The following is an 18,659-nucleotide window of genomic DNA, read 5'->3' as shown; positions in this document are numbered from 1 at the left end:
GCCCGGAGCCGGCGGGTCGGCACGGGTATCCACAGGCTGCCGGTGGGCGGCATCCGGCGATACACTGCGCGCTTCCCGTTGCGAGCCTGCCCCATGTCGTTGATCGCCTGGTCCCATTCCACGTCCGCCGGTTTCACCCTGCGTGGCTGGCACAGCCCGCCCAGCGGCCGGCCGCTGCTGCACTTCCTGCACGGCAACGGCTTCTGCACCCGCGCCTATGCGCCGATGCTGGCGCGCCTGGAGGCGCACTTCGACCTCTGGCTGTGCGACCTGCAGGGCCACGGCGAGAGCGATCATGGGGGGCGCTTCCTGGGCTGGAACCGCAACGCGGAGCTGGCTGTGGAGGCGTTCGAGGCCGGTCGCGGGCGCTTCGGCGAGGTGCCGCGCCTGGCCCTGGGGCACAGCTTCGGCGGCGTGCTCACCAGCCTGGTGCTGGCCCGCCATCCCGCGCTGTTCCAGCGTGCAGTGCTGCTTGACCCGGTGATCTTCACCCCGGCGATGATCGGGGTGATGGCCTTCAGCGAGGTGCTCGGCCTGCACCGGCGCACCACCCTGGCCAAGCGCGCACGGGCCCGACGCCACCAGTGGAGTGACCGCGAGGCGGCTTTCAAGGCGCTGCAGGGGCGCGGCATCTTCCGTGGCTGGCGCGACGATGCCCTGGCGGCCTACGTGGACCATGCGATCAAGGCGGTGGAGGGCGGCGTCGAACTGAAGTGCCGCCCCAGCCGCGAGGCCGAGGTGTTCAGCTCCTGCCCGAAACGTCTCTGGCCGTCGCTGGCACGCATCGCCACGCCGACCCTGATCCTCCACGGCGAGGCCAGCTACCCCTTCGTCGCCCGTTCGGTGGCGCGGCTCTGTGCCCTCAACGGCCACGTCAGCGCCCAGGTGGTGGAGGGCGGCCACTGCTTCATGCAGGAAGACCCGGACGCCGCCGCCGAGCGGGTGGCGGACTTCCTCGGGCGCGGCCTGTGAGCGACCCGCGCCGCGAGGCGGTCTGGCTGGCGCTTTCGGAGCTGTGGCTGGACACCGAGCTGGACGCGGGCGACCTGCTGCGGCTGGCGCGCTGCCTGCACGAGAGCGGTTATCCACAGGCCGAGCTGGAGGCGATCTACGCGCTGGAAGTGGCGCCCGCCGTCTGGCTCAACGCCTGGAGCGTGGCGGGGGTGTGGCAGGGGTTCGATCCCGACTGGCTGTTCGAGCGCTGCCGGCATAACCAGGCGCGGCGGGCGCGGCTCGGCTTCCGCCTGGGCTGCCGGCTGCTGCGCGGCGCCATGACCGGCGCCACGCGGGCGGACTGGAACGGGGTTATCCACAGGTTGGAGGGGCTCGGCGAGGGCTGAGCCCGGCGGGTCATTCCACCTGGCGCTGCTCGTCCTGGCGCGGGTGGTTGCGGCGCCAGGTGTCCAGCTGGATGACGTTGCTGGCGACGACTTCCGGCTCGCGCGGGGCCTGGAAGGGGTGCGGGTCCATCTGGATGCGTCCCAGGTGGTTGCCGAACATCTGTACCGTGCCGGTCAGGCGCTGCTCGCCGGTGACGGTGAATTCGAAGCCATAGATGCGCGCCAGGCGCCGGTGGCCCTTGGCATCGCGGACGATGGCCATGCGCTGCAGGGCGACGTTGCCGTCCAGCAGGTCCACGTCGAAACGGGCGCAGTGTTGTTTCACCAGCACCAGGGCGCGCTCGCGCACACCGTGGCCGCGCCAGAGCCAGGCGGCGCCGGCGGCAAGCAGCAGGAACAGGAAGACATCGGCCAGACTGATCATGATCACTCCCCTCGGATGCGCTGAAGCTTAACCCATCCGTGGCCGATCAGAAGGCCAGCTCGAGGCGATTGCGACCCTGCTGCTTGGCTCGATAAAGCGCCTGGTCGGCCGCCTCCTGGAGGGCCTCCAGACCTCGTTCCGCCGGGGCTTCGGCCAGGCCGATGCTGACGCTGACGGCCAGCGCCTGACCGTCGATTTCGATGCGCAGCTGCTCCACGGCCTCACGCAACCGTTCAAGAAAACGACGGGCGGCATCGGCCGGGGTGTCGGGCAGCAGGAAGACGAATTCCTCGCCGCCGACCCGGGCGAACACGTCGGTGCTGCGGGCGGCCGCCTGGCAGAGGCGGCTGAAGGCCTGCAGCACTTGGTCGCCGGCGGCGTGGCCATGCTGGTCGTTGATGCGCTTGAAATGATCGATGTCGAGCATCGCCAGGCACAGCGGCTGGCCCTGGCGCAGGGCCCGCAGGCGCTCCTGCTCGGCGCGGGCGTCGAAGGCCCGGCGGTTCAGGGCGCCGGTCAGCGGGTCGGTGGTGGCCTGCAGGCGCAGGCGTTCCTCCAGGGCCTTGCGGTGGCTGACGTCGCGGATCTCCATCAGCCGCTGATGGTCGTCCAGCACCGTCACCGAGCACTCGACGGCGAGCAGGGTGCCGTCCTGGCGCTGCACGGCGAAGTCGCGCGGGGTGCCGTCGGCCTCCGTCAGCAGGCGCTCCAGCGCAGCCTGCTCGCTGGCCGGGAACAGCGCCTGGGGCGTGCGCTCGCGCAGGCCGTCGCGGGGCAGGCCGAACAGGCTGTCGAGGGCCGGGTTGCTGTCCTGGATGCGGCCGTCCTGCAGCACCATCAGGCCCACACTGGTCAGCCCCATCAGGCGCTCGAAGCGCTGGGCGCCGGCCTCGGCCTGCTCGGCATGGCGCTGACTGTCGAGGAGGATGCGGCGCATGGTCATCAGCGCGAGGCCCACCAGGGCGATGACCCACAGCGGGATGCCGAAGTTGTAGGGCAGCAGGTAGGCCACCGAGCGGGTCACGTCGGGGTGCTCCACCGCGTTCAGCCAGTCGTGCACGGCGATGCCGCCCCGCAGCAGGGTGACCAGGGCGTAGCCCAGCAGCACCACGCCGACGCCGGCACACACCCCGCGCAGCTGGGGTTCGCGCGGGTGGCGCAGCAGGGCGCTGGCGGACTGCAGGGGCAGCGCCCCGCCGATGGCGGCATAGACGGCGATCAGCAGCTCGCTGTTGAGCGGTGCCACCCACCAGTGCCAGCTGTTGAAGGCGGCCATCAGCCCGGCGCTGGCCGGCACCGTCCAGACCGGCAACGGCCGGCCGAGGAAGCGGAACACCCCGAGCATCAGCACTGCCTCGCCGGCCAGCTGGGTGGCGTTGCCGAGGACGTTGAGCACGCGGTTGCCGGTGGCGACGAAGACGAAGAAGGCGAGGATGCCGAGGATCAGCAGCCAGGCGCCGGCCGCCCAGAAGCCGGGACCGCGATAGGGGCGCGAGACGTACCAGAGCCCGGTGCAGGCCAGGGCGCTGCCCAGCATCAGGTTGAGCCCGAGCAGCATGGGCGAAAAATACAGGGATTCCATGGTGACGGTGGGTGCCGGCAGGTTGGAGAATCCTGCCATTATGGCCGGCGAACCGAGCCCGCACCTCCTGGCATTCGATCCACCCCGACCCGAAGGACCTTCCATGTCGCGCACGCCCCATCTCCTCAGCATCCAGTCCCATGTGGTGTTCGGCCACGCCGGCAACCGCGCGGCGGTGTTCCCGGTCGAGCGCCTGGGGGTGAAGGTCTGGCCGCTGAACACCGTGCAGTTCTCCAACCACACTCAGTACGGGCAGTGGACCGGCGAGGTGTTGCCGCCCCGGCAGATCCCCCAGCTGGTGGAGGGCATTGCCGCCATCGGTGAGCTGGGCAACTGCGATGCGGTGCTGTCCGGCTACCTGGGCAGCGCCGCCCAGGGCCGCGAGATCCTCGAGGCGGTGGCCCGCATCAAGGCGGCCAACCCGCGCGCGCTGTATCTGTGCGACCCGGTGATGGGCCACCCGGAGAAGGGCTGCGTGGTGGCCCCTGAAGTGAGCCGCTTCCTGCTGGAGGAGGCCGCGGCCGCCGCCGACTACCTGTGCCCCAACCAGCTGGAGCTGAACAGCTTCGCCGGGCGCCGCCCGGACTCCCTGGAGGACTGCGTGGCCATGGCCCGCGCTTTGCTGGCCCGTGGCCCGCGGGCGGTGCTGGTGAAGCACCTGGACTACCCCGGCCGCGCCCCGGAGGACTTCGAAATGCTGCTGGTCAGTGCCGACGGCAGCTGGCTGCTGCGCCGGCCGCTGCTGGCCTTCCCGCGCCAGCCGGTGGGCGTGGGCGACCTGACGTCCGGGGTGTTCCTCGCCCGTCTGTTGCTGGGGGACACCCTGGTGGCGGCCTTCGAGTTCGCTGCTTCGGCGGTGCACGAGGTGCTGCTGGAAACCCAGGCCTGCGGCAGCTACGAACTGGAGCTGGTGCGGGCCCAGGACCGCATCGCCCACCCGCGCGTGCGCTTCGAGGCGCGTCGCCTGGGCTGACCTGCGGCCATCTGACTCAGGGCACGTCCAAAAACGTCGGCGAGGCCGGAAGCCGAAGGCAAAACAGGCGAAAAAGCGCAGTTTACGTGCGGTAAATGAGCATTTGAGGCTGTTTTCAACGCCGCGATGACAACGCAGGCCCTGTTTGGAGGTGCCCTTCAGCGGCTATGCTTGCCGGCGCTGTATCGCTAGCATGGCGCGGTTTCCGGCGTGGTTGCCCACGCCGCCCTCCAACGGACCCGGGAGACGGGATTGGCTCATCACGGACGCATGCGCTTCGGCGCCTGGCTCGGACTGCTGGCCCTGTGGCTGGTGGTGGCCGGTCCGTTGCTGTCCCAGGTCCGCGCCCAGGCGGGCGAACTGCCGGCCTGGCTGGCGGAGATGGCCTGCGCCTCCGGGCGTGATTCGGCCAAGCTCCCGGCCCACCCCGACCACCTGCTGGCCAAGTGCGGCTACTGCACGCTGCTCTCCGCCTCCCCGGCACTCACGCCCGCACCGCTGCTGCCCGCCCTGTTGCCGGCCACGGCGTTCTTCGCCCCGCTGGAGCCGGAGGCGGGCCATGGTGCCGCCTCGGTATTCCCCGGTGCCCGGCCCCGCGCACCGCCGTCGCTCGCCTGAAACCGTCTGCCGCCGCGCGCCCCTGTGCGCGGCGTTCCCGGCGTCCGGATGGCCGTTTTCAGGCCCGGCGCCGATCGACTTTCCAAGGAGTGACCCCATGCGCAAGACCCTGATTTCCGCCGCTGCCCTACTGGGCCTGTTCAGCACCGCCGCCCTGGCCCACGAGTACCAGGTGGCCAAGCTGCACATCGACCACCCGTGGGCCCTGGAGCTGCCGCCGGTGTCCGCCAATGGCGCGGCCTACCTGGTGGTGCACAACAACGGCGACACCCCGGACCGCCTGGTGGGCGCCGACACCCCCCGTGCCGGCAAGACCGAGATCCACGAGCACGTGCACAAGGACGGGGTGATGAAGATGCAGCAGGTGGACGGTGGCCTGGCCATTCCCGCCGGGGGCGAGGTGCGCCTGGAGCAGGGTGGCTACCACCTGATGATGTTCGGCCTGAAGCAGCCGCTGAAGGATGGCGAGCGCTTCCCCCTGACCCTGCACTTCGAGAAGGCCGGCGACCTCAAGGTGGAGATCGCCGTGCAGAAGGCCGCCCCCGCTGCCGAGAAGGCCCACGCCCACGGCGAGCACGCCGAGCAGGGCGACCACAGCCAGCACAGCGGTCACGCCCAGTAACCGCCTGCCGGCCTGCACCCGCCAGCAGGGGCGCTCGCCCCTGCCGGGTGCAAGCCGGATCCTCAACCCTGGACGTCGTCCTCGCCGCGCAAGGCGCGGTAGCGGCGTTCCAGCTCCTGGCGGATCTCCCGCCGCTGCTGACCCTGCACGTAGCGACGCTTCTGGTCGGGGGTCTGCGGCTCCAGCGGCGGGACCGGCGCCGGGCGGCGCTCGTCGTCCAGCGCCACCATGGTGAAGAAGCAGCTGTTGGTGTGTCGCACCGAGCGTTCGCGGATGTTCTCGGTGATCACCTTGATGCCGATCTCCATGGAGGTGGTGCCGGTGTAGTTCACCGAGGCGAGGAAGGTCACCAGTTCGCCGACGTGCACCGGTTGGCGGAACACCACCTGGTCCACCGAGAGGGTCACCACGTAGCGCCCGGCGTAGCGGCTGGCGCAGGCGTAGGCCACTTCGTCGAGGTACTTGAGCAGGGTGCCGCCATGGACGTTGCCGGAGAAGTTGGCCATGTCCGGGGTCATCAGGACGGTCATCGTCAGTTGTGCGTTGCCGGGTTCCATCGGGGCTCCAGAGGCAGTGTGAATCGGGGTGCGTGACGCGGTGCCAACCGCGCCGGGACGGGCGCCCGTATGATGGGCGTCTTTTTTCCCAAGCAAGGACGCCCTCCCATGCCGGCAGGCTACACCTGGCGCCCCACGTGGCGCTGCGAAAACTTCATCGGCCTTCCTATCGCCCGGGTGCAGCCATGAAGCGCGCCGTGATCGGGCTGCTCGGTAGTGCGGTGCTGGTGGGCGCCCTGGTGACGGGGGGGGCGCTGCTGCTGCGGGATGACCCGCTGCGTCCGGAGGTGGCCGGCTGGTTGCGGGATGCCCGCCACGAAGGCGCCGACAGCGCGGCATTCCTTTACCTGATGGGCATGGATGCGCCGGCCGACCAGGCGCCGGAGGCCTACGGCCGTGAGCGGCTGGACCTCTACGAGCGCTGGTACGCCCAGCACGGGGCGACGGATGACTTCAGGCTGCCGGGGCGGCCTGCACTGGAGTTGCCTGAGATTCCCCAACTCTGTGCCCTGGAGGAGAAAGGATGCTGGGCGAGCCTGGTGGCCCGGGATGGGGAGCTGGATACCTGGGTGCAGCGCCATGCCGTGCTGGTCGACCGCTACCACCACCTGCTGGCGTTGGATGATTACCGGACGTTGACCTCCGGCGGCGCCAGCGAACCCTTGCCCAGGCTGTCCTACCTCATTCGAGCCCAGCAGATGGCCGGCCTGCAGCTCATGCAGCGGGCCCGCCGGGGTGAGGGTGACGAGGCGCGGCGCCTGTTGGCGGAAGAGCTGGCTGGCCTGCGCCGCCTCCTGGTGCAGGCGGACACGTTGATCGTGAAGGTCATGGTCAGTGCCATGATCAATCACAACCTGGAGCTGCAGGCGCGGCTGTATCGCCAGGGCTGGATGCCGATGCCGGAGTTGCCCGCGCCCCTGAGCGAGGCAGAGCGTTCCCTGGTTCCCCCGCTGCAGCGAGAGTTCCTGGTAATCGCAACGTTGTTCCAGAACATCCGGCAGGATCGATCGCCGCAACTGAAAGAGCGCGTCGCCATGGCGCTGCTGGTGCGGCCGAATATCAGCGTCAACGCGGCGTTTCCGCCCTTCCGCCAGGTTGCCGAGCTGTCCCGGCTGGAACCGAAGGACTTTGCCCGCGAGGTGAAGGCGCAGCCTCTGGTGGTTCCGCAGCCCACGGGCTGGCGCAACTGGATGGGTGATCGCCTGGTGGCCATCGCCGGGCCGGACTACCGCACCTACGCCGGCCGCATCCAGGACCTGGACGCGAAGCTGCGCCTGCTGGCGTTGCTGGATGACCTGCCCGCCGAGCCGTCCGGCTGGGCGGCGGCGCTGGCGGCCTCGCCTGTGGATAACCCCTATTACCCCGGCCAGCCGGCGCGCCTGGAGGGCGGGAACCGGGTGTGCTTCGCCGGGCCCCTCGAACCCAGGCCCAACGCCCGCTGCCTGCCGTTGCGCTGACGCTGTGGATAACCCTGCCGGCCCATGGGTCGGCAGGGCTTCCAGCGGTCAGGCGTGGGTCAGGTACCAGCGCCAGTCCTGCTCGCCCACTTCGCTGACGAACTGGCGGAACTCCTCCCACTTGATGGCGAGGTAGATCTTCAGGAACGCCTCGCCCAGGGCGTCCTTCGCCCAGGCGGACTGCTCAAGATTGCGCAAGGCGGTGAGCCAGTCGGTGGGCAGGGTTTCGCGGGCCTGCTCGTAGCCGTTGCCGACGATGGGCTCGCCCGGGTCGATCTGTTCGCGGATGCCGGTGTGGATGCCGGCCAGGATGGCCGCAGCCGCCAGGTAGGGGTTGGCGTCGGCGCCGCAGATGCGGTGCTCCACGTGGCGGCTCTTCGCCGGGCCGCCGGGCACGCGGAAGGACACGGTGCGGTTGTTCACCCCCCAGCTCTTGGCCAGCGGCGCGTAGCTGTTGGCCTGGAAGCGCCGGTAGGAGTTGGCGTTGGGGCAGAAGATCGCCAGGGCGTCGTTGAGCGTGGCCATCATGCCGCCGATGGCGTGGCGCAGCAGCGGGGTGCCGTGGGGGTCTTCGCTGGCCATCAGGTTGTTGCCCTCGGCGTCGGCCAGGCTGACGTGCATGTGCAGGCCGCTGCCGGCCAGGTCGCCGAAGGGCTTGGCCATGAAGCAGGCGATCAGCCCGTGCTTGTTGGCCACGCCCTTGACCAGGCGCTTGTAGCGCAGGCCTTCGTCCACCGCCTGCAGCGCGTCGAAGCGGTGCTCCAGGGTCAGTTCCAGCTGGCCGGGGGCGTATTCGGAGATGGCGGTGCGCACCGGCAGGCCCTGGGCTTCGCAGGCGGCGTAGAGGTCGTCGAGGAAGGGCTGCAGCTGTTCCAGCTCGTATACGCCGTAGACCTGGGGCGCCTGCGGGCGCACGCCGTTGGCCTGCAGGGCGGGCTGCGGGCGGCCGTTGGCGTCGCGCTGCCTGTCCAGCAGGTAGAACTCCAGCTCCACCGCCATCACCGGGTGGTAGCCGTCGGCCTTGAGCCGGTCGATGGTGCGCGCCAGCACGTGGCGCGGGTCGCCGGCGGCGGCCGGCTGGCCCTGGGTCGGGTGCATGCTCACCTGCACCTGGCCGGTGGGGGTGGCGCGCCAGGGCTGCAGGCACAGGGAGCCGGCGAGGGGGTAGGTCCAGCAGTCGGCATCGGCCACTTCCCAGACCAGGCCGCTGGCTTCCACGTCCTCGCCCTGCAGGGTGAGGGAGAGGATGGAGCTGGGCAGCGGGCGGCCGTTCTCGTAGATGGCCAGCAGCTCGTCGCGGTGCAGCAGCTTGCCGCGGGGGATGCCGTTGGCGTCGATCAGCATCAGCTCGATGCTGCGGACTTCGGGGTGGCGTTCGAGGAAGTCGCGGGCTTCCTGGGGATGGGCGAAGGGCATGGGGGTTCTCGCGTCGGGTGGCTGGCGCGTCCTCCAGCCACCGGTGGTTGGGTGTGGGCGGATGACAGCGCCATCCGCCCGACCGGTCTACGGACTATTCGCGGGCGCCGGGGATGGCCAGCAGCTCGGTGATGGCCTGGTCCAGGGTGGCGATCAGTTGGTCCACGTCCGCCTCGGAGGTGGACGGGCAGCACAGGGTCATGTTGTGGAACGGCGTGATGAGGATGCCGCGGTTGATCAGGTACAGGTGCAGGGCCATCTGCAGCTCGTCATGGAAGGCGGCCTCGGCCTCGGCGCCGGTGCGCGGGGACACCGGGCAGAACTGGAATTCGCTGCGGGCGCCCAGCTCGGTCACCGACCACTTCAGGTCGTGCTGGGCGATGAGCCGGCGGAAACCGTCGGCCAGGCGCTTGGCCAGGGGCAGCATGTGGTCGTAGGCGGCCTGGGTCATGACCTCTTCGAGGTTGGCGCGCATGCAGTGCATGGCCAGGGCGTTGGCCGAGAGGGTGGTGCCCATGCCGCTGTGGCCGTGGCCATGGCTGTCTTCCTGGGCCTGCCTGCGCGAGGCGGCCATGCGTTCGGCCATCTCCGCGCTGCAGCCGAAGATGCCGCAGGGCACGCCGCCGGCGATCGGCTTGCCGACCACGAAGAAGTCCGGGTCGAGGTTCCACAGGCGGGTGCAGCCGCCGATGTCGGTGGAGATGGTGTGGGTCTCGTCGATGATCAGCAGGCTGCCGTACTTTCGGGTCAGCTCGCGGCACTTCTGCATGAAGCCCGGGTCCGGCAGGACCATGCCGATGTTGGTCATGGCCGGCTCGCAGAGCAGGGCGCAGACGTCGCCCTGGGCCAGGGCGGCCTCCAGGGCCTCGACGTCGTTGAAGGGGATGGCGCGGCTGTACTGGGTCAGGTCGTAGGCCTGGCCCACCAGCCCGGAGCGGTGCACGGTGCGGCCGTCGCGGCTGCGCACCATCACGTCGTCCACGGTGCCGTGGTAGCAGCCGTCGAACACCAGCAGGGTCTTGCGGCCGGTGACGGCGCGGGCCCAGCGCAGCACGTAGCGGTTGGAGTCGGTGGCGGTGGCGGTCACCTGCCAGTAGGGCAGGCCGAAGCGGGCGGCCAGCAGCTCGCCGCAGACCACGGCGTCTTCGCCGGGGAGCATGGTGGTCAGGCCGTTGCCGGCCTGCTCGGCGATGGCGCGGGCCACCGGGTCTGGCGAGTGGCCGAACATGGTGCCGGTGTCGCCCAGGCAGAAGTCGATGTATTCGTGGCCGTCCACGTCATAGAAACGGGCGCCCTTGGCGCGCTCGACGAACAGCGGGCAGGGGGTGGACCAGTCGGCCATCCAGTGCATCGGCACGCCGGCATACAGCGAGTTGCGGGCGCGCTCGGCGAGGGCGACGGACGTCGGGTTGCGCTCGATGAAGCGGGTGCGCTCACGGGCGGCGAAGGTTTCCACGGCGGCTTGGCTGATACCACTGGCGGTCATGCTGAACACCTCGTTCGAATTTCCGCACATCGTGATTTGTGATCACATTTGTGTCAAGCATTGGCCGGATACGCCGATTGGAGTAGCCTTTTACCTGCTTTGTGATCACAAGGAGGCGAAAGAGACCGTCCTCCTGCTGATCGAATCCCGTGCCCGCACAGCCCGTGCGGGCCTCCCCGACCCTTGATATAGACGGTGTCCACGATGCGCGATTGCAGCCTGACCCTCAGCCAACTGCCGGCCCCGCCGGTTTCCGCACGGTGATCCGCCATGGCCGAGAACCTGCAGGAACAGCTGTACCTCCGACTCCGTGAAGGCCTGCTGGCAGGCCAGTTCAAACCCGGCGAGCGCATGAAGATCCGCGACCTCGCCGCCGCCTGGGGCACCAGCCCGATGCCGGTGCGCGCCGCGTTGCAGCGCCTGGTGGCCGAAGGCGCCCTGGAAGGCGAGCCGCAGCGCTCGGTGCGGGTGCCGGTGATGACCCGGGAACGCTTCGCCCAGGTGTTCCAGGTGCGCCTGGCGCTGGAAGGGCTGGCGGTGGAAACCGCCGTACCGCGCCTGGGCACCGATGAGCTGGCGACCTTGCAAGGCTGCGTCGAGCGCATGGAAAAGGCCCTGGAGCGCCGCGACGTGCAGGGCTACCTGGACGACAACAGCCTGTTCCACCTGACCCTCTACCGCGCCTGCGCCAACCCGACGCTGCTGCGCATGATCGAATCCCTCTGGCTGCAGGTCGGGCCCTTCTTCAACCAGCTGTTCACCGAGGCGGACCTGTCCCTGCGCCTGAACGACTTCCATGAAGACGCCTATGAGGCCGCGCGAGCAGGCGACGCCCGTGGCGCGCGGGCAGCCATCGAGCAGGACATGCAGTTCTTCGGCAACTTCCTGATGAACCTGCTGGCGCTGGAAACCAGCCAGGCCCGCAGCGGCGGTTGAAACCTGTTTCGGTTTGTTTCGCGGAAATGATGGCGTGAGGCCGGGTGTTACTCTCCGGAAAAGTCTGACATAGACCTTCCAGAATTCTTACGTGGCTCTTCGGGGCCAAGGGAGTAACCCCGGGCGCGGCGACCACGCCTGCGCACTGACGAGCAAGAGGAGCCGGTGCGCCATGCATGCCATCAGTTTCATCCAGGATCTGGCCGTGATCATGCTGGTGGCCGCCATGGTCACGGTGCTGTTCCATCGCTTCAAGCAGCCGGTGGTGCTGGGCTACATCCTCGCCGGCTTCCTCATCGGGCCGCATACGCCGCCCTTCGCGCTGATCCACGACGAACACACGATCAAGATCCTCGCCGAGCTGGGGGTGATCTTCCTCATGTTCTGCCTGGGGCTGGAGTTCAGCCTGCGCAAGCTCTTCCAGGTAGGGGCGACGGCCTTCATCGCGGCCTTCCTGGAAATCGTCCTGATGATCTGGATCGGCTACGAGATCGGGCGCTTCTTCGGCTGGAGCACCATGGACTCGCTGTTCCTCGGCGCAATCCTGGCGATCTCCTCCACCACCATCATCATCAAGGCCCTGGGCGACCTGAAGATGAAGCACGAGCGCTTCGCCCAACTGATCTTCGGCGTGCTGATCGTCGAGGACATCCTCGGCATCGGCATCATTGCGCTGCTGTCCGGCATCGCCCTGTCCGGTTCGGTAGAGACCGGCCAGGTGTTCGCCACCGTCGGCAAGCTCAGCCTGTTCATGGTGGTCGCGCTGGTCATCGGCATCCTGCTGGTGCCGCGCCTGCTGGCCTACGTGGCGAAGTTCGAGAGCAACGAGATGCTGCTGGTGACGGTGCTGGGGCTGTGCTTCGGCTTCTGCCTGCTGGTGGTGAAGCTGGAGTACAGCATGGTGCTGGGGGCCTTCCTGATCGGCGCGATCATGGCCGAGTCTCGCCAGCTGGCGCAGATCGAGCGCCTGGTGGAGCCGGTGCGGGACCTGTTCAGCGCGATCTTCTTCGTCGCCATCGGCCTGATGATCGACCCGGCCATCCTGCTGGACTACGCCTGGCCCATCGCGGTGATCACCGTCGCCGTGGTGCTGGGCAAGATGCTCTCCTGCGGCGTCGGCGCCTTCATCGCCGGCAACGACGGACGCACTTCGCTGCGGGTGGGGATGGGTTTGTCCCAGATCGGCGAGTTCTCCTTCATCATCGCGGCGCTGGGCATGACCCTGAAGGTGACCAGTGACTTCCTCTATCCGGTGGCGGTGGCCGTGTCGGCCATCACCACGCTGCTCACGCCCTACCTGATCCGTGCCGCCGACCCGTTGTCACTGCGGCTCGCCAGCCTGGTGCCGCCGCGCATCGCCCGGGTGTTCAACCACTACGGCGACTGGCTGCGCAGCATCCAGCCTCACGGCGAGGGCGCGCTGCTGGCGGGGATGATTCGCAAGATCCTGCTGCAGGTGGGGATCAACATCGCGCTGGTGGTGGCCATCTTCCTCTCGGGCGCCTACTTCGCCGGCGCCCTGACCGGGCACGTGGCGAACTGGGTGGCTGCGGAGAACCTGCAGAAGGGGCTGGTCTGGGGGGCGGCGCTGCTGCTCTCGCTGCCTTTCCTGATCGCCGCGTACCGCAAGCTCAAGGCGCTGTCGATGCTCCTGGCGGAGATGGGCGTGCGCCCGGAGAAGGCCGGGCGGCACACGGCGCGGGTGCGCAAGGTGATCGCCGAGCTGATCCCGCTGCTCGCCCTGGTGGGCTTCATGCCGCTGCTGATGGCGCTGTCGGCGAGCATCCTGCCGACCGTGGAGCTGCTGGTGCTCATCGCCCTGCTGGCGGCAGGCGTTATCGCACTGGCCTGGCGCTGGCTGATCCGCGTGCATTCACGGATGCAGATCGCGCTGATGGAGACCCTGGAGCAGAACCCGCCCAAGCCACCCCACTGAGGCCCGCCGGCTCAGCTGGCGAGCCAGACGTCCCGGGCCCAGTGCCAGACGGAGTCCCAGCTCTCGTCGGTCATCTCGCCCTCGGCGCCGGACCACAGCAGCACCTCGCCCTCGGCGTCGACCACGTAGTAGTCGTCGCCGTCCTGGCAGATCGGCACCAGGTCGCGGGGCAGGCCCAGGTCCCAGGCCACGGCGGTGACTTCCGGCAGGTAGGTGTGGGACTGCGGGTCGGTGACGGTCACCGGCTCCAGGCGGCCGTAGACCACGTCGCTGACCTTGAGCAGGAATTCGCGGAGTTCGAAGGGCAGGTTGATCAGCAACTGTTCCTCGATCTCCACCAGCAGCTCCTCGTCGGGCAGCTCCAGCGGGACGGGAACCGGTTCGTTGAGTTCGCGCAGCTGTTCGATGACTTCTTCCACGGCGACAGGCCCTCGTGCATTGGGATGCGCTTTATACAGTAGCCGGCGTGTCGGAAAAACCGTCGCGGGGCGACGTGCTGCGCCGGCATACTGCCCGGCCTGATCGACTACGCGAGGCCCGCACATGACCCTGGACTGGAGCTGCCAGCACCATGACGCCCTGACCAAGGAGGCGCTCTACGCCATCCTCGCCCTGCGCACCCAGGTGTTCGTGGTGGAGCAGAAATGCCCCTACCTGGAGGTGGATGGGCTGGACCTGGTGGGCGACACCCACCACCTGATGGCCCGTGACGGTGAACGCCTGGTGGCCTACCTGCGCCTGCTGGACCCGGTTCGCCAGGGCGGCGAGGTGGTCATTGGCCGGGTGGTGATCGAGGCGAGCGCGCGCGGCGCGGGCCTGGGCCGACCGCTGATGGCCCAGGCGCTGGAAGCCTGCGAACGGCTCTGGCCGGGGACGCCGGTGTACTTGTCGGCCCAGGCGCACCTGCAGGGGTACTACGGGCGGTTCGGCTTCGAGCCGGTGACCGAGGTGTACCTGGAGGACGACATCCCTCATATCGGCATGCGCAAGGCGGCGGGCGCGGGGATGACCGAGACGGTGTGATGCCGTGGGGCGAATTCATTCACCAAGGACCACGCAGCGTCCCGGCCCCGCGCCAAAGCCATGGTCAACGCACCCGTAGGATGGCGCTGAGCGCAGCGATGCCCATCGGACCGAGCGCAACACGTGGCGCCACGGCCTGGCGTGGACGCGATGCGCTTCGTGGCCTCAGCGCATCCTACGGATCGTGTACAGCCCGACCGGGGGGTGGGCGGCGGGAGTTGGTGGATGCGAAGAGCGTTATCCACCCTTCATCCTCAAGGCCCGACAAAAGAAAACCCCGGGACAAGCCCGGGGTTTCTGCATGCCAGTGTCGCGATCAGTTCTGGCGGATGCCGGCCACCAGCCAGGGCTGGTTGTCGCCGTTGACGCGCTCCATGCGCCAGCTTTCGCTGAACACTTCGCCCTGGTCGAAGCGGGAGGTCTTGGAGACGCCGCTGAAGGTCAGGGTGGCGACGGTCTTGTCGGCCAGTTCGTCGATACCGTCCAGCTGCACCTGCAGGTTGTCGATGTAGGTGGACTGGAAGCCTTCACCCAGGCTGGCGCGCTCTTCCTTGAGGAAGTTGAGCATCTGCGGGGTGACGAATTCGGCGATCTTGTCCATCTCCGCGGCGTCCCAGTGCTGCTGCAGGGCGAGGAAGTGCTCGCGACCGGCCTCGACGAAGCGGGCTTCGTCGAACCAGCTCGGCGCGTTGAAGGCGCGAGCCGGGGCCGCCGGGGCGGCGCTGCCGAAGATCGGCGCCTGCTGCTGCGGCATTTCACGCTGGAAGGGGGCACCACCGGCGGCGCCGGCCATGGCCGGCTGGCCCATCTGCTGGCGCTTGCGGGCGGCGATGAAGCGGAAGATGACGAAGGCGATCAGGGCGATGATCAGGAAGTCGAAGATCTGCATGCCTTCGAAGCCGTCGCCCATGAACATGGAGGCCAGCAGGCCACCGGCGGCGAGGCCGGCCAGCGGGCCGAGCCAGCGCGAGGCACCACTGGCGGCAGCCGGGCGGCCCGCTGCGTTCGGCGCGGCGGCCGGGGTATTGGGCTGGGCCTGGCGGGTCTGCTGGGTCTGGTGGGTCGGCGCGGCACCGGAGGTCTTGCCCCCGCCCATCCGCTTGGCGTTGGCGTCCAGGCTGAGCGTCAGGCCGACGCACAGGGCCAGGGCGATACTGAGGAATCGGCGCATCACAGGCTCTCTATAGGGTTGGGAATCACGCGCGCCATGCTGCCCAGTCACCGGGGTAATGACCAGCGAGAGAATGTATCGGGATTTTTAGCGAGGCGTGGGGGCGGGCGCATGCCGGCCCCCGGAGGGGATCAGAGCGCTTCGCTCCACAGGCTGAACGCGAGGCGGTGCCGCGCGCCTGGCGCCAGGTGCAGGACATCGTCCATCACCTGGGCGGTCTCGATGCAGAGCATGCGCTGCCAGGCGTCGGGGGCGAACTGGGAGAGGCGGGTGGACTTGTCGATCCAGGGGTTCCACACCACCGCCGAGGACGAGCCCTCGGCCTCCAGCACCACGCGGCGGTTCCAGCCGGCATCGTGGATGGCGACGCGGCGGGGGACGCCGAGGTAGATGCGGTCGGTCTCGCCGCTGAAGGCCACGTCACCGGCCTGCCGGCGGCGGCTCCAGCCGTCCAGGGTCTCGATGTAGTCGCAGCCGTCCAGCCCTTCGACGCGGGCCTGGTGGATGTCGCTCACGGCGAAGTAGGTGTGCAGCGCCTGGCTGATGGCCAGGGGCGCGTCGCCGAGGTTCTCGGTGTCCAGGGCCAGGTGCAGGCGCTGGGCGTCGAGGCGCAGGGTCAGGCCCAGGCGGGCGGCGTGGGGCCAGCCGGGGAGGGGCTGGCGTCGGGTGTCGAGGCTGAAGCGCAGCTGCACCTCGCCGTTGAGGGCTTCGACGCCGTCCAGCTCCCAGTCCAGGCCGCGTACCAGGCCGTGGGCAGGGGCGTTGCCGTCACCGGGGTAGCACGCCTGCACGGCATCGGGGTTGCGGCGCAGGTCGCCGAACCAGGGCCAGCACACCGGCACGCCGCCGCGTACCGACTGGCCGCGCTGGTAGCCGGCCTGTTCGCTGAGCCAGATCAGCGGCTGCTCGCCGTGGCGGCGGTAGCTGAGCACCTGGGCGCCCTGTTGGGCGACCAGCAGCTCGGCTTCGGCGGTGAGCACCCGCCAGCAGGCGAGCTGGTCCATTTCGATGCGTTCGATCTGCGGGGTCGCGCGGGTCATCGGCGTTCTCTCGTGGGGGATGGCCCGAGCTTGGGCAAGGGCAGGGCCGGCGAGGTTCCCGCCGGCCGGTGCATCAGTTGCGGCGGGGAACCGGGCGGGTGCGGCCGCTGCCGTCGATGGCGACGAACACGAACACCGCTTCGGTGACCTTGCGCCATTCACTGGAGAGGGGGTCGTCGCTCCACACTTCCACCAGCATCTGGATCGAGCTGCGGCCGATCTCCAGGGTCTGGGTATAAAAGGAGAGCTGGGCGCCGACGGCGACCGGGACGAGGAAGGCCATGCGGTCGATGGCCACGGTGGCGACGCGTCCGCCGGCGACCTTGTTGGCCATGGCGGTGCCGGCCAGGTCCATCTGGGAGACCAGCCAGCCGCCGTAGATGTCGCCGAATCCGTTGGTTTCGCGCGGGAGCGCGGTGATCTGCAGGGCCAGGTCGCCCTGGGGAGTCAGGTTTTCTTCTTCTTCGATCTCGATCATGCCTGGGGTGCCTCTACCCCTGTGCTGCTCTGATTTGGCTTCGGTGGGCGGGGAAGGGCACGCTGCCCTGCAAAGAATCCCCGGGCGCCCGTCGACCCACTGCCCGTCGTCCGTGCGCAACAGCGCGCAGTATATAGGTCGGCGTGGCGGGCGACGACCGCCCGGTCGGGCTTTGTCGCGGTCATACGTCAGAGATTGTGTGCCCGGTAGGCCTTTTTGCTATGTTGCGGACCGGCCCGCCGCCAACGCAGTGGCGGGCACGCTTTGCCTGCCCCCCGAACAAGAGACCCCACATGGCCACCGTTTCCGCCTCCGAGGCGCCCGCGCGTCCCCTGACCCGTAGCGACTACAAGACCCTGTCCCTGTCCGCCCTTGGCGGCGCCCTCGAGTTCTACGACTTCATCATCTTCGTGTTCTTCGCCGCCGTGGTGGGCAAGCTGTTCTTCCCCGCCGAGATGCCCGAGTGGCTGCGCCAGCTGCAGACCTTCGGCATCTTCGCTGCCGGCTACCTGGCACGGCCGCTGGGGGGCATCGTCATGGCGCACTTCGGCGACCTCCTGGGGCGTAAGCGCATGTTCACCCTGAGCATCTTCCTCATGGCGGTGCCGACCCTGGTGATGGGCCTGCTGCCCACCTATGCGCAGATCGGCATCTGGGCGCCGCTGGCGCTGCTGCTGATGCGGGTGATCCAGGGCGCGGCCATCGGTGGCGAGGTGCCCGGCGCCTGGGTGTTCGTGGCCGAGCACGTGCCGGCGCGGCATGTCGGCTACGCCTGCGGAACGCTCACCTCGGGCCTCACCGCCGGCATCCTGCTGGGCTCGCTGATGGCGACCCTGATCAACACCCTCTACACCCCGGAAGAGGTGCAGGCCTGGGCCTGGCGCGTGCCCTTCCTGGTGGGCGGTGTGTTCGGCCTGTTCTCCGTGTACCTGCGCCGCTGGCTGCACGAGACGCCGGTGTTCGCCGAACTGCAGCAGCGCAAGGCGCTGGCCGAGGAGGTGCCGCTGAAGGCGGTGCTGCGCGAGCACCGGGGCGCCATCGCCATCAGCATGCTGCTGACCTGGGTGCTGTCGGCCGGCATCGTCGTCGTCATCCTCATGACCCCTACCGTGCTGCAGACGGTGTACGGCTTCGACGCGGCCACCGCGCTCAAGGCCAACAGCCTGGCCATCGTCTGCCTGACGGTCGGCTGCATCGCCTCCGGCGCCCTGGCCGACCGTTTCGGTGCGGGTCGTACCTTCCTGGTGGGCGGGCTGCTGCTGGCGGCCAGTTCCTGGACCTTCTACTCCAGCCTCAAGGCACACCCGGACTGGCTGTTCCCGCTCTATGCGCTGACCGGGCTGTTCGTCGGCACCATCGGCGCGGTGCCCTACGTGATGGTCAAGGCCTTCCCGCCGGTGGTGCGCTTCTCCGGCCTGTCGTTCTCCTACAACCTCGCCTACGCCATCTTCGGCGGGCTGACGCCGATGATCGTCTCGCTGCTGATGAAGTGGGATCCGCTGGGGCCGGCCTACTACGTGGCGGCCCTGTGCGGGGTGGCGGTGTTCATCGGTCTGTACCTGATCGGGCAGAAGCGCTGATCGAGCGCAGGGCGCAGCGG

General features: G+C 69.0%; 19 protein-coding genes. 10 read left to right on the top strand and 9 right to left on the bottom strand.

Features of this window, described 5'->3' with window-relative positions; translation table 11 throughout:
- The first annotated feature begins 93 nt into the window (after positions 1-93).
- A complete protein-coding gene (locus RTK35_RS06560; RefSeq protein ID WP_142013333.1) occupies positions 94-972 on the top strand; it encodes an alpha/beta fold hydrolase in 879 nt (292 codons plus the stop codon).
- A complete protein-coding gene (locus tag RTK35_RS06555) occupies positions 969-1,340 on the top strand; it encodes a hypothetical protein (protein WP_074969751.1) in 372 nt (123 codons plus the stop codon). The genes RTK35_RS06560 and RTK35_RS06555 overlap by 4 nt, the downstream gene beginning before the upstream one ends.
- A gap of 10 nt (positions 1,341-1,350) precedes the next feature.
- Here RTK35_RS06555 and RTK35_RS06550 read toward each other — a convergent pair whose 3' ends face one another.
- Together RTK35_RS06550 and RTK35_RS06545 are read right to left on the bottom strand one after the other, a co-directional pair.
- A complete protein-coding gene (locus tag RTK35_RS06550) occupies positions 1,351-1,764 on the bottom strand; it encodes a DUF3301 domain-containing protein (protein WP_044409919.1) in 414 nt (137 codons plus the stop codon).
- A gap of 46 nt (positions 1,765-1,810) precedes the next feature.
- Complete coding sequence (locus RTK35_RS06545) at positions 1,811-3,385, bottom strand: sensor domain-containing diguanylate cyclase (RefSeq protein ID WP_316907652.1); 1,575 nt, start codon at positions 3,383-3,385, stop codon at positions 1,811-1,813.
- Between the two features lie 64 nt (positions 3,386-3,449).
- Between RTK35_RS06545 and pdxY the strand changes: the two genes are divergently transcribed.
- The 3 genes from pdxY to RTK35_RS06530 all read left to right on the top strand — a co-directional run bounded on the left by pdxY (position 3,450) and on the right by RTK35_RS06530 (position 5,559).
- Positions 3,450-4,319 (top strand): pyridoxal kinase PdxY, encoded by an 870-nt coding sequence (gene pdxY, locus RTK35_RS06540; RefSeq protein ID WP_074969747.1) that lies wholly within the window; start codon positions 3,450-3,452, stop codon positions 4,317-4,319.
- A 252-nt stretch (positions 4,320-4,571) separates the two neighbouring features.
- The gene (locus tag RTK35_RS06535; RefSeq protein WP_232104237.1) at positions 4,572-4,937 is read left to right on the top strand and encodes a DUF2946 family protein; all 366 of its coding nucleotides are present in this window, start codon (positions 4,572-4,574) and stop codon (positions 4,935-4,937) included.
- Between the two features lie 97 nt (positions 4,938-5,034).
- Positions 5,035-5,559, top strand: coding sequence for a copper chaperone PCu(A)C (locus tag RTK35_RS06530; RefSeq protein WP_316907651.1), 525 nt, complete (start codon positions 5,035-5,037; stop codon positions 5,557-5,559).
- Positions 5,560-5,621: 62 nt separating this feature from the next.
- Here RTK35_RS06530 and RTK35_RS06525 read toward each other — a convergent pair whose 3' ends face one another.
- Positions 5,622-6,116, bottom strand: a complete 495-nt coding sequence (locus tag RTK35_RS06525) for an acyl-CoA thioesterase (protein WP_044409907.1) — start codon at positions 6,114-6,116, stop codon at positions 5,622-5,624.
- A 185-nt stretch (positions 6,117-6,301) separates the two neighbouring features.
- Between RTK35_RS06525 and RTK35_RS06520 the strand changes: the two genes are divergently transcribed.
- Positions 6,302-7,573: a hypothetical protein gene (locus RTK35_RS06520; RefSeq protein WP_316907650.1), complete on the top strand. Its 1,272-nt coding sequence runs from the start codon at positions 6,302-6,304 to the stop codon at positions 7,571-7,573.
- 48 nt (positions 7,574-7,621) lie between these two features.
- On the opposite strand, the gene RTK35_RS06515 is transcribed toward RTK35_RS06520, so the two are convergent.
- Entirely contained in the window at positions 7,622-8,989 is a 1,368-nt protein-coding gene (locus tag RTK35_RS06515) for a glutamine synthetase family protein (RefSeq protein WP_316907649.1), read from the bottom strand.
- Positions 8,990-9,083: 94 nt separating this feature from the next.
- On the bottom strand, positions 9,084-10,475 hold the full coding sequence (locus tag RTK35_RS06510) for an aspartate aminotransferase family protein (protein WP_316907648.1): 1,392 nt from the start codon (positions 10,473-10,475) through the stop codon (positions 9,084-9,086).
- A gap of 270 nt (positions 10,476-10,745) precedes the next feature.
- Between RTK35_RS06510 and RTK35_RS06505 the strand changes: the two genes are divergently transcribed.
- Positions 10,746-11,411 carry a GntR family transcriptional regulator gene (locus RTK35_RS06505; RefSeq protein WP_107330301.1) on the top strand — a complete coding sequence of 222 codons (666 nt, stop codon included), beginning with the start codon at positions 10,746-10,748 and terminating at the stop codon, positions 11,409-11,411.
- Positions 11,412-11,583: 172 nt separating this feature from the next.
- Entirely contained in the window at positions 11,584-13,347 is a 1,764-nt protein-coding gene (locus RTK35_RS06500) for a cation:proton antiporter (protein WP_316907647.1), read from the top strand.
- Between the two features lie 11 nt (positions 13,348-13,358).
- Here RTK35_RS06500 and RTK35_RS06495 read toward each other — a convergent pair whose 3' ends face one another.
- Positions 13,359-13,766: an SMI1/KNR4 family protein gene (locus tag RTK35_RS06495; RefSeq protein ID WP_074969733.1), complete on the bottom strand. Its 408-nt coding sequence runs from the start codon at positions 13,764-13,766 to the stop codon at positions 13,359-13,361.
- Positions 13,767-13,890: 124 nt separating this feature from the next.
- Between RTK35_RS06495 and RTK35_RS06490 the strand changes: the two genes are divergently transcribed.
- Positions 13,891-14,370 carry a GNAT family N-acetyltransferase gene (locus RTK35_RS06490; RefSeq protein ID WP_236213916.1) on the top strand — a complete coding sequence of 160 codons (480 nt, stop codon included), beginning with the start codon at positions 13,891-13,893 and terminating at the stop codon, positions 14,368-14,370.
- 316 nt (positions 14,371-14,686) lie between these two features.
- Here the strand turns inward: RTK35_RS06490 and RTK35_RS06485 are convergent, their stop codons facing one another.
- From RTK35_RS06485 to RTK35_RS06475, 3 genes are all read right to left on the bottom strand, one after another.
- A complete protein-coding gene (locus RTK35_RS06485; protein ID WP_044409887.1) occupies positions 14,687-15,541 on the bottom strand; it encodes a Tim44 domain-containing protein in 855 nt (284 codons plus the stop codon).
- Positions 15,542-15,672: 131 nt separating this feature from the next.
- Entirely contained in the window at positions 15,673-16,581 is a 909-nt protein-coding gene (locus RTK35_RS06480; RefSeq protein ID WP_316907646.1) for a D-hexose-6-phosphate mutarotase, read from the bottom strand.
- Between the two features lie 73 nt (positions 16,582-16,654).
- Positions 16,655-17,059 (bottom strand): acyl-CoA thioesterase, encoded by a 405-nt coding sequence (locus RTK35_RS06475; protein ID WP_069562089.1) that lies wholly within the window; start codon positions 17,057-17,059, stop codon positions 16,655-16,657.
- Between the two features lie 293 nt (positions 17,060-17,352).
- Here RTK35_RS06475 and RTK35_RS06470 point away from each other — a divergent pair, with 293 nt between their 5' ends.
- On the top strand, positions 17,353-18,639 hold the full coding sequence (locus RTK35_RS06470; protein ID WP_074969726.1) for an MFS transporter: 1,287 nt from the start codon (positions 17,353-17,355) through the stop codon (positions 18,637-18,639).
- Positions 18,640-18,659: the final 20 nt, after the last annotated feature.

Source organism: Pseudomonas sp. zfem003, assembly GCF_032621675.1.
Lineage (GTDB): Bacteria > Pseudomonadota > Gammaproteobacteria > Pseudomonadales > Pseudomonadaceae > Metapseudomonas > Metapseudomonas otitidis.
Note: the sequence above shows the minus strand (reverse complement) of the source record. Positions and strands in the feature narration are given on the sequence as shown.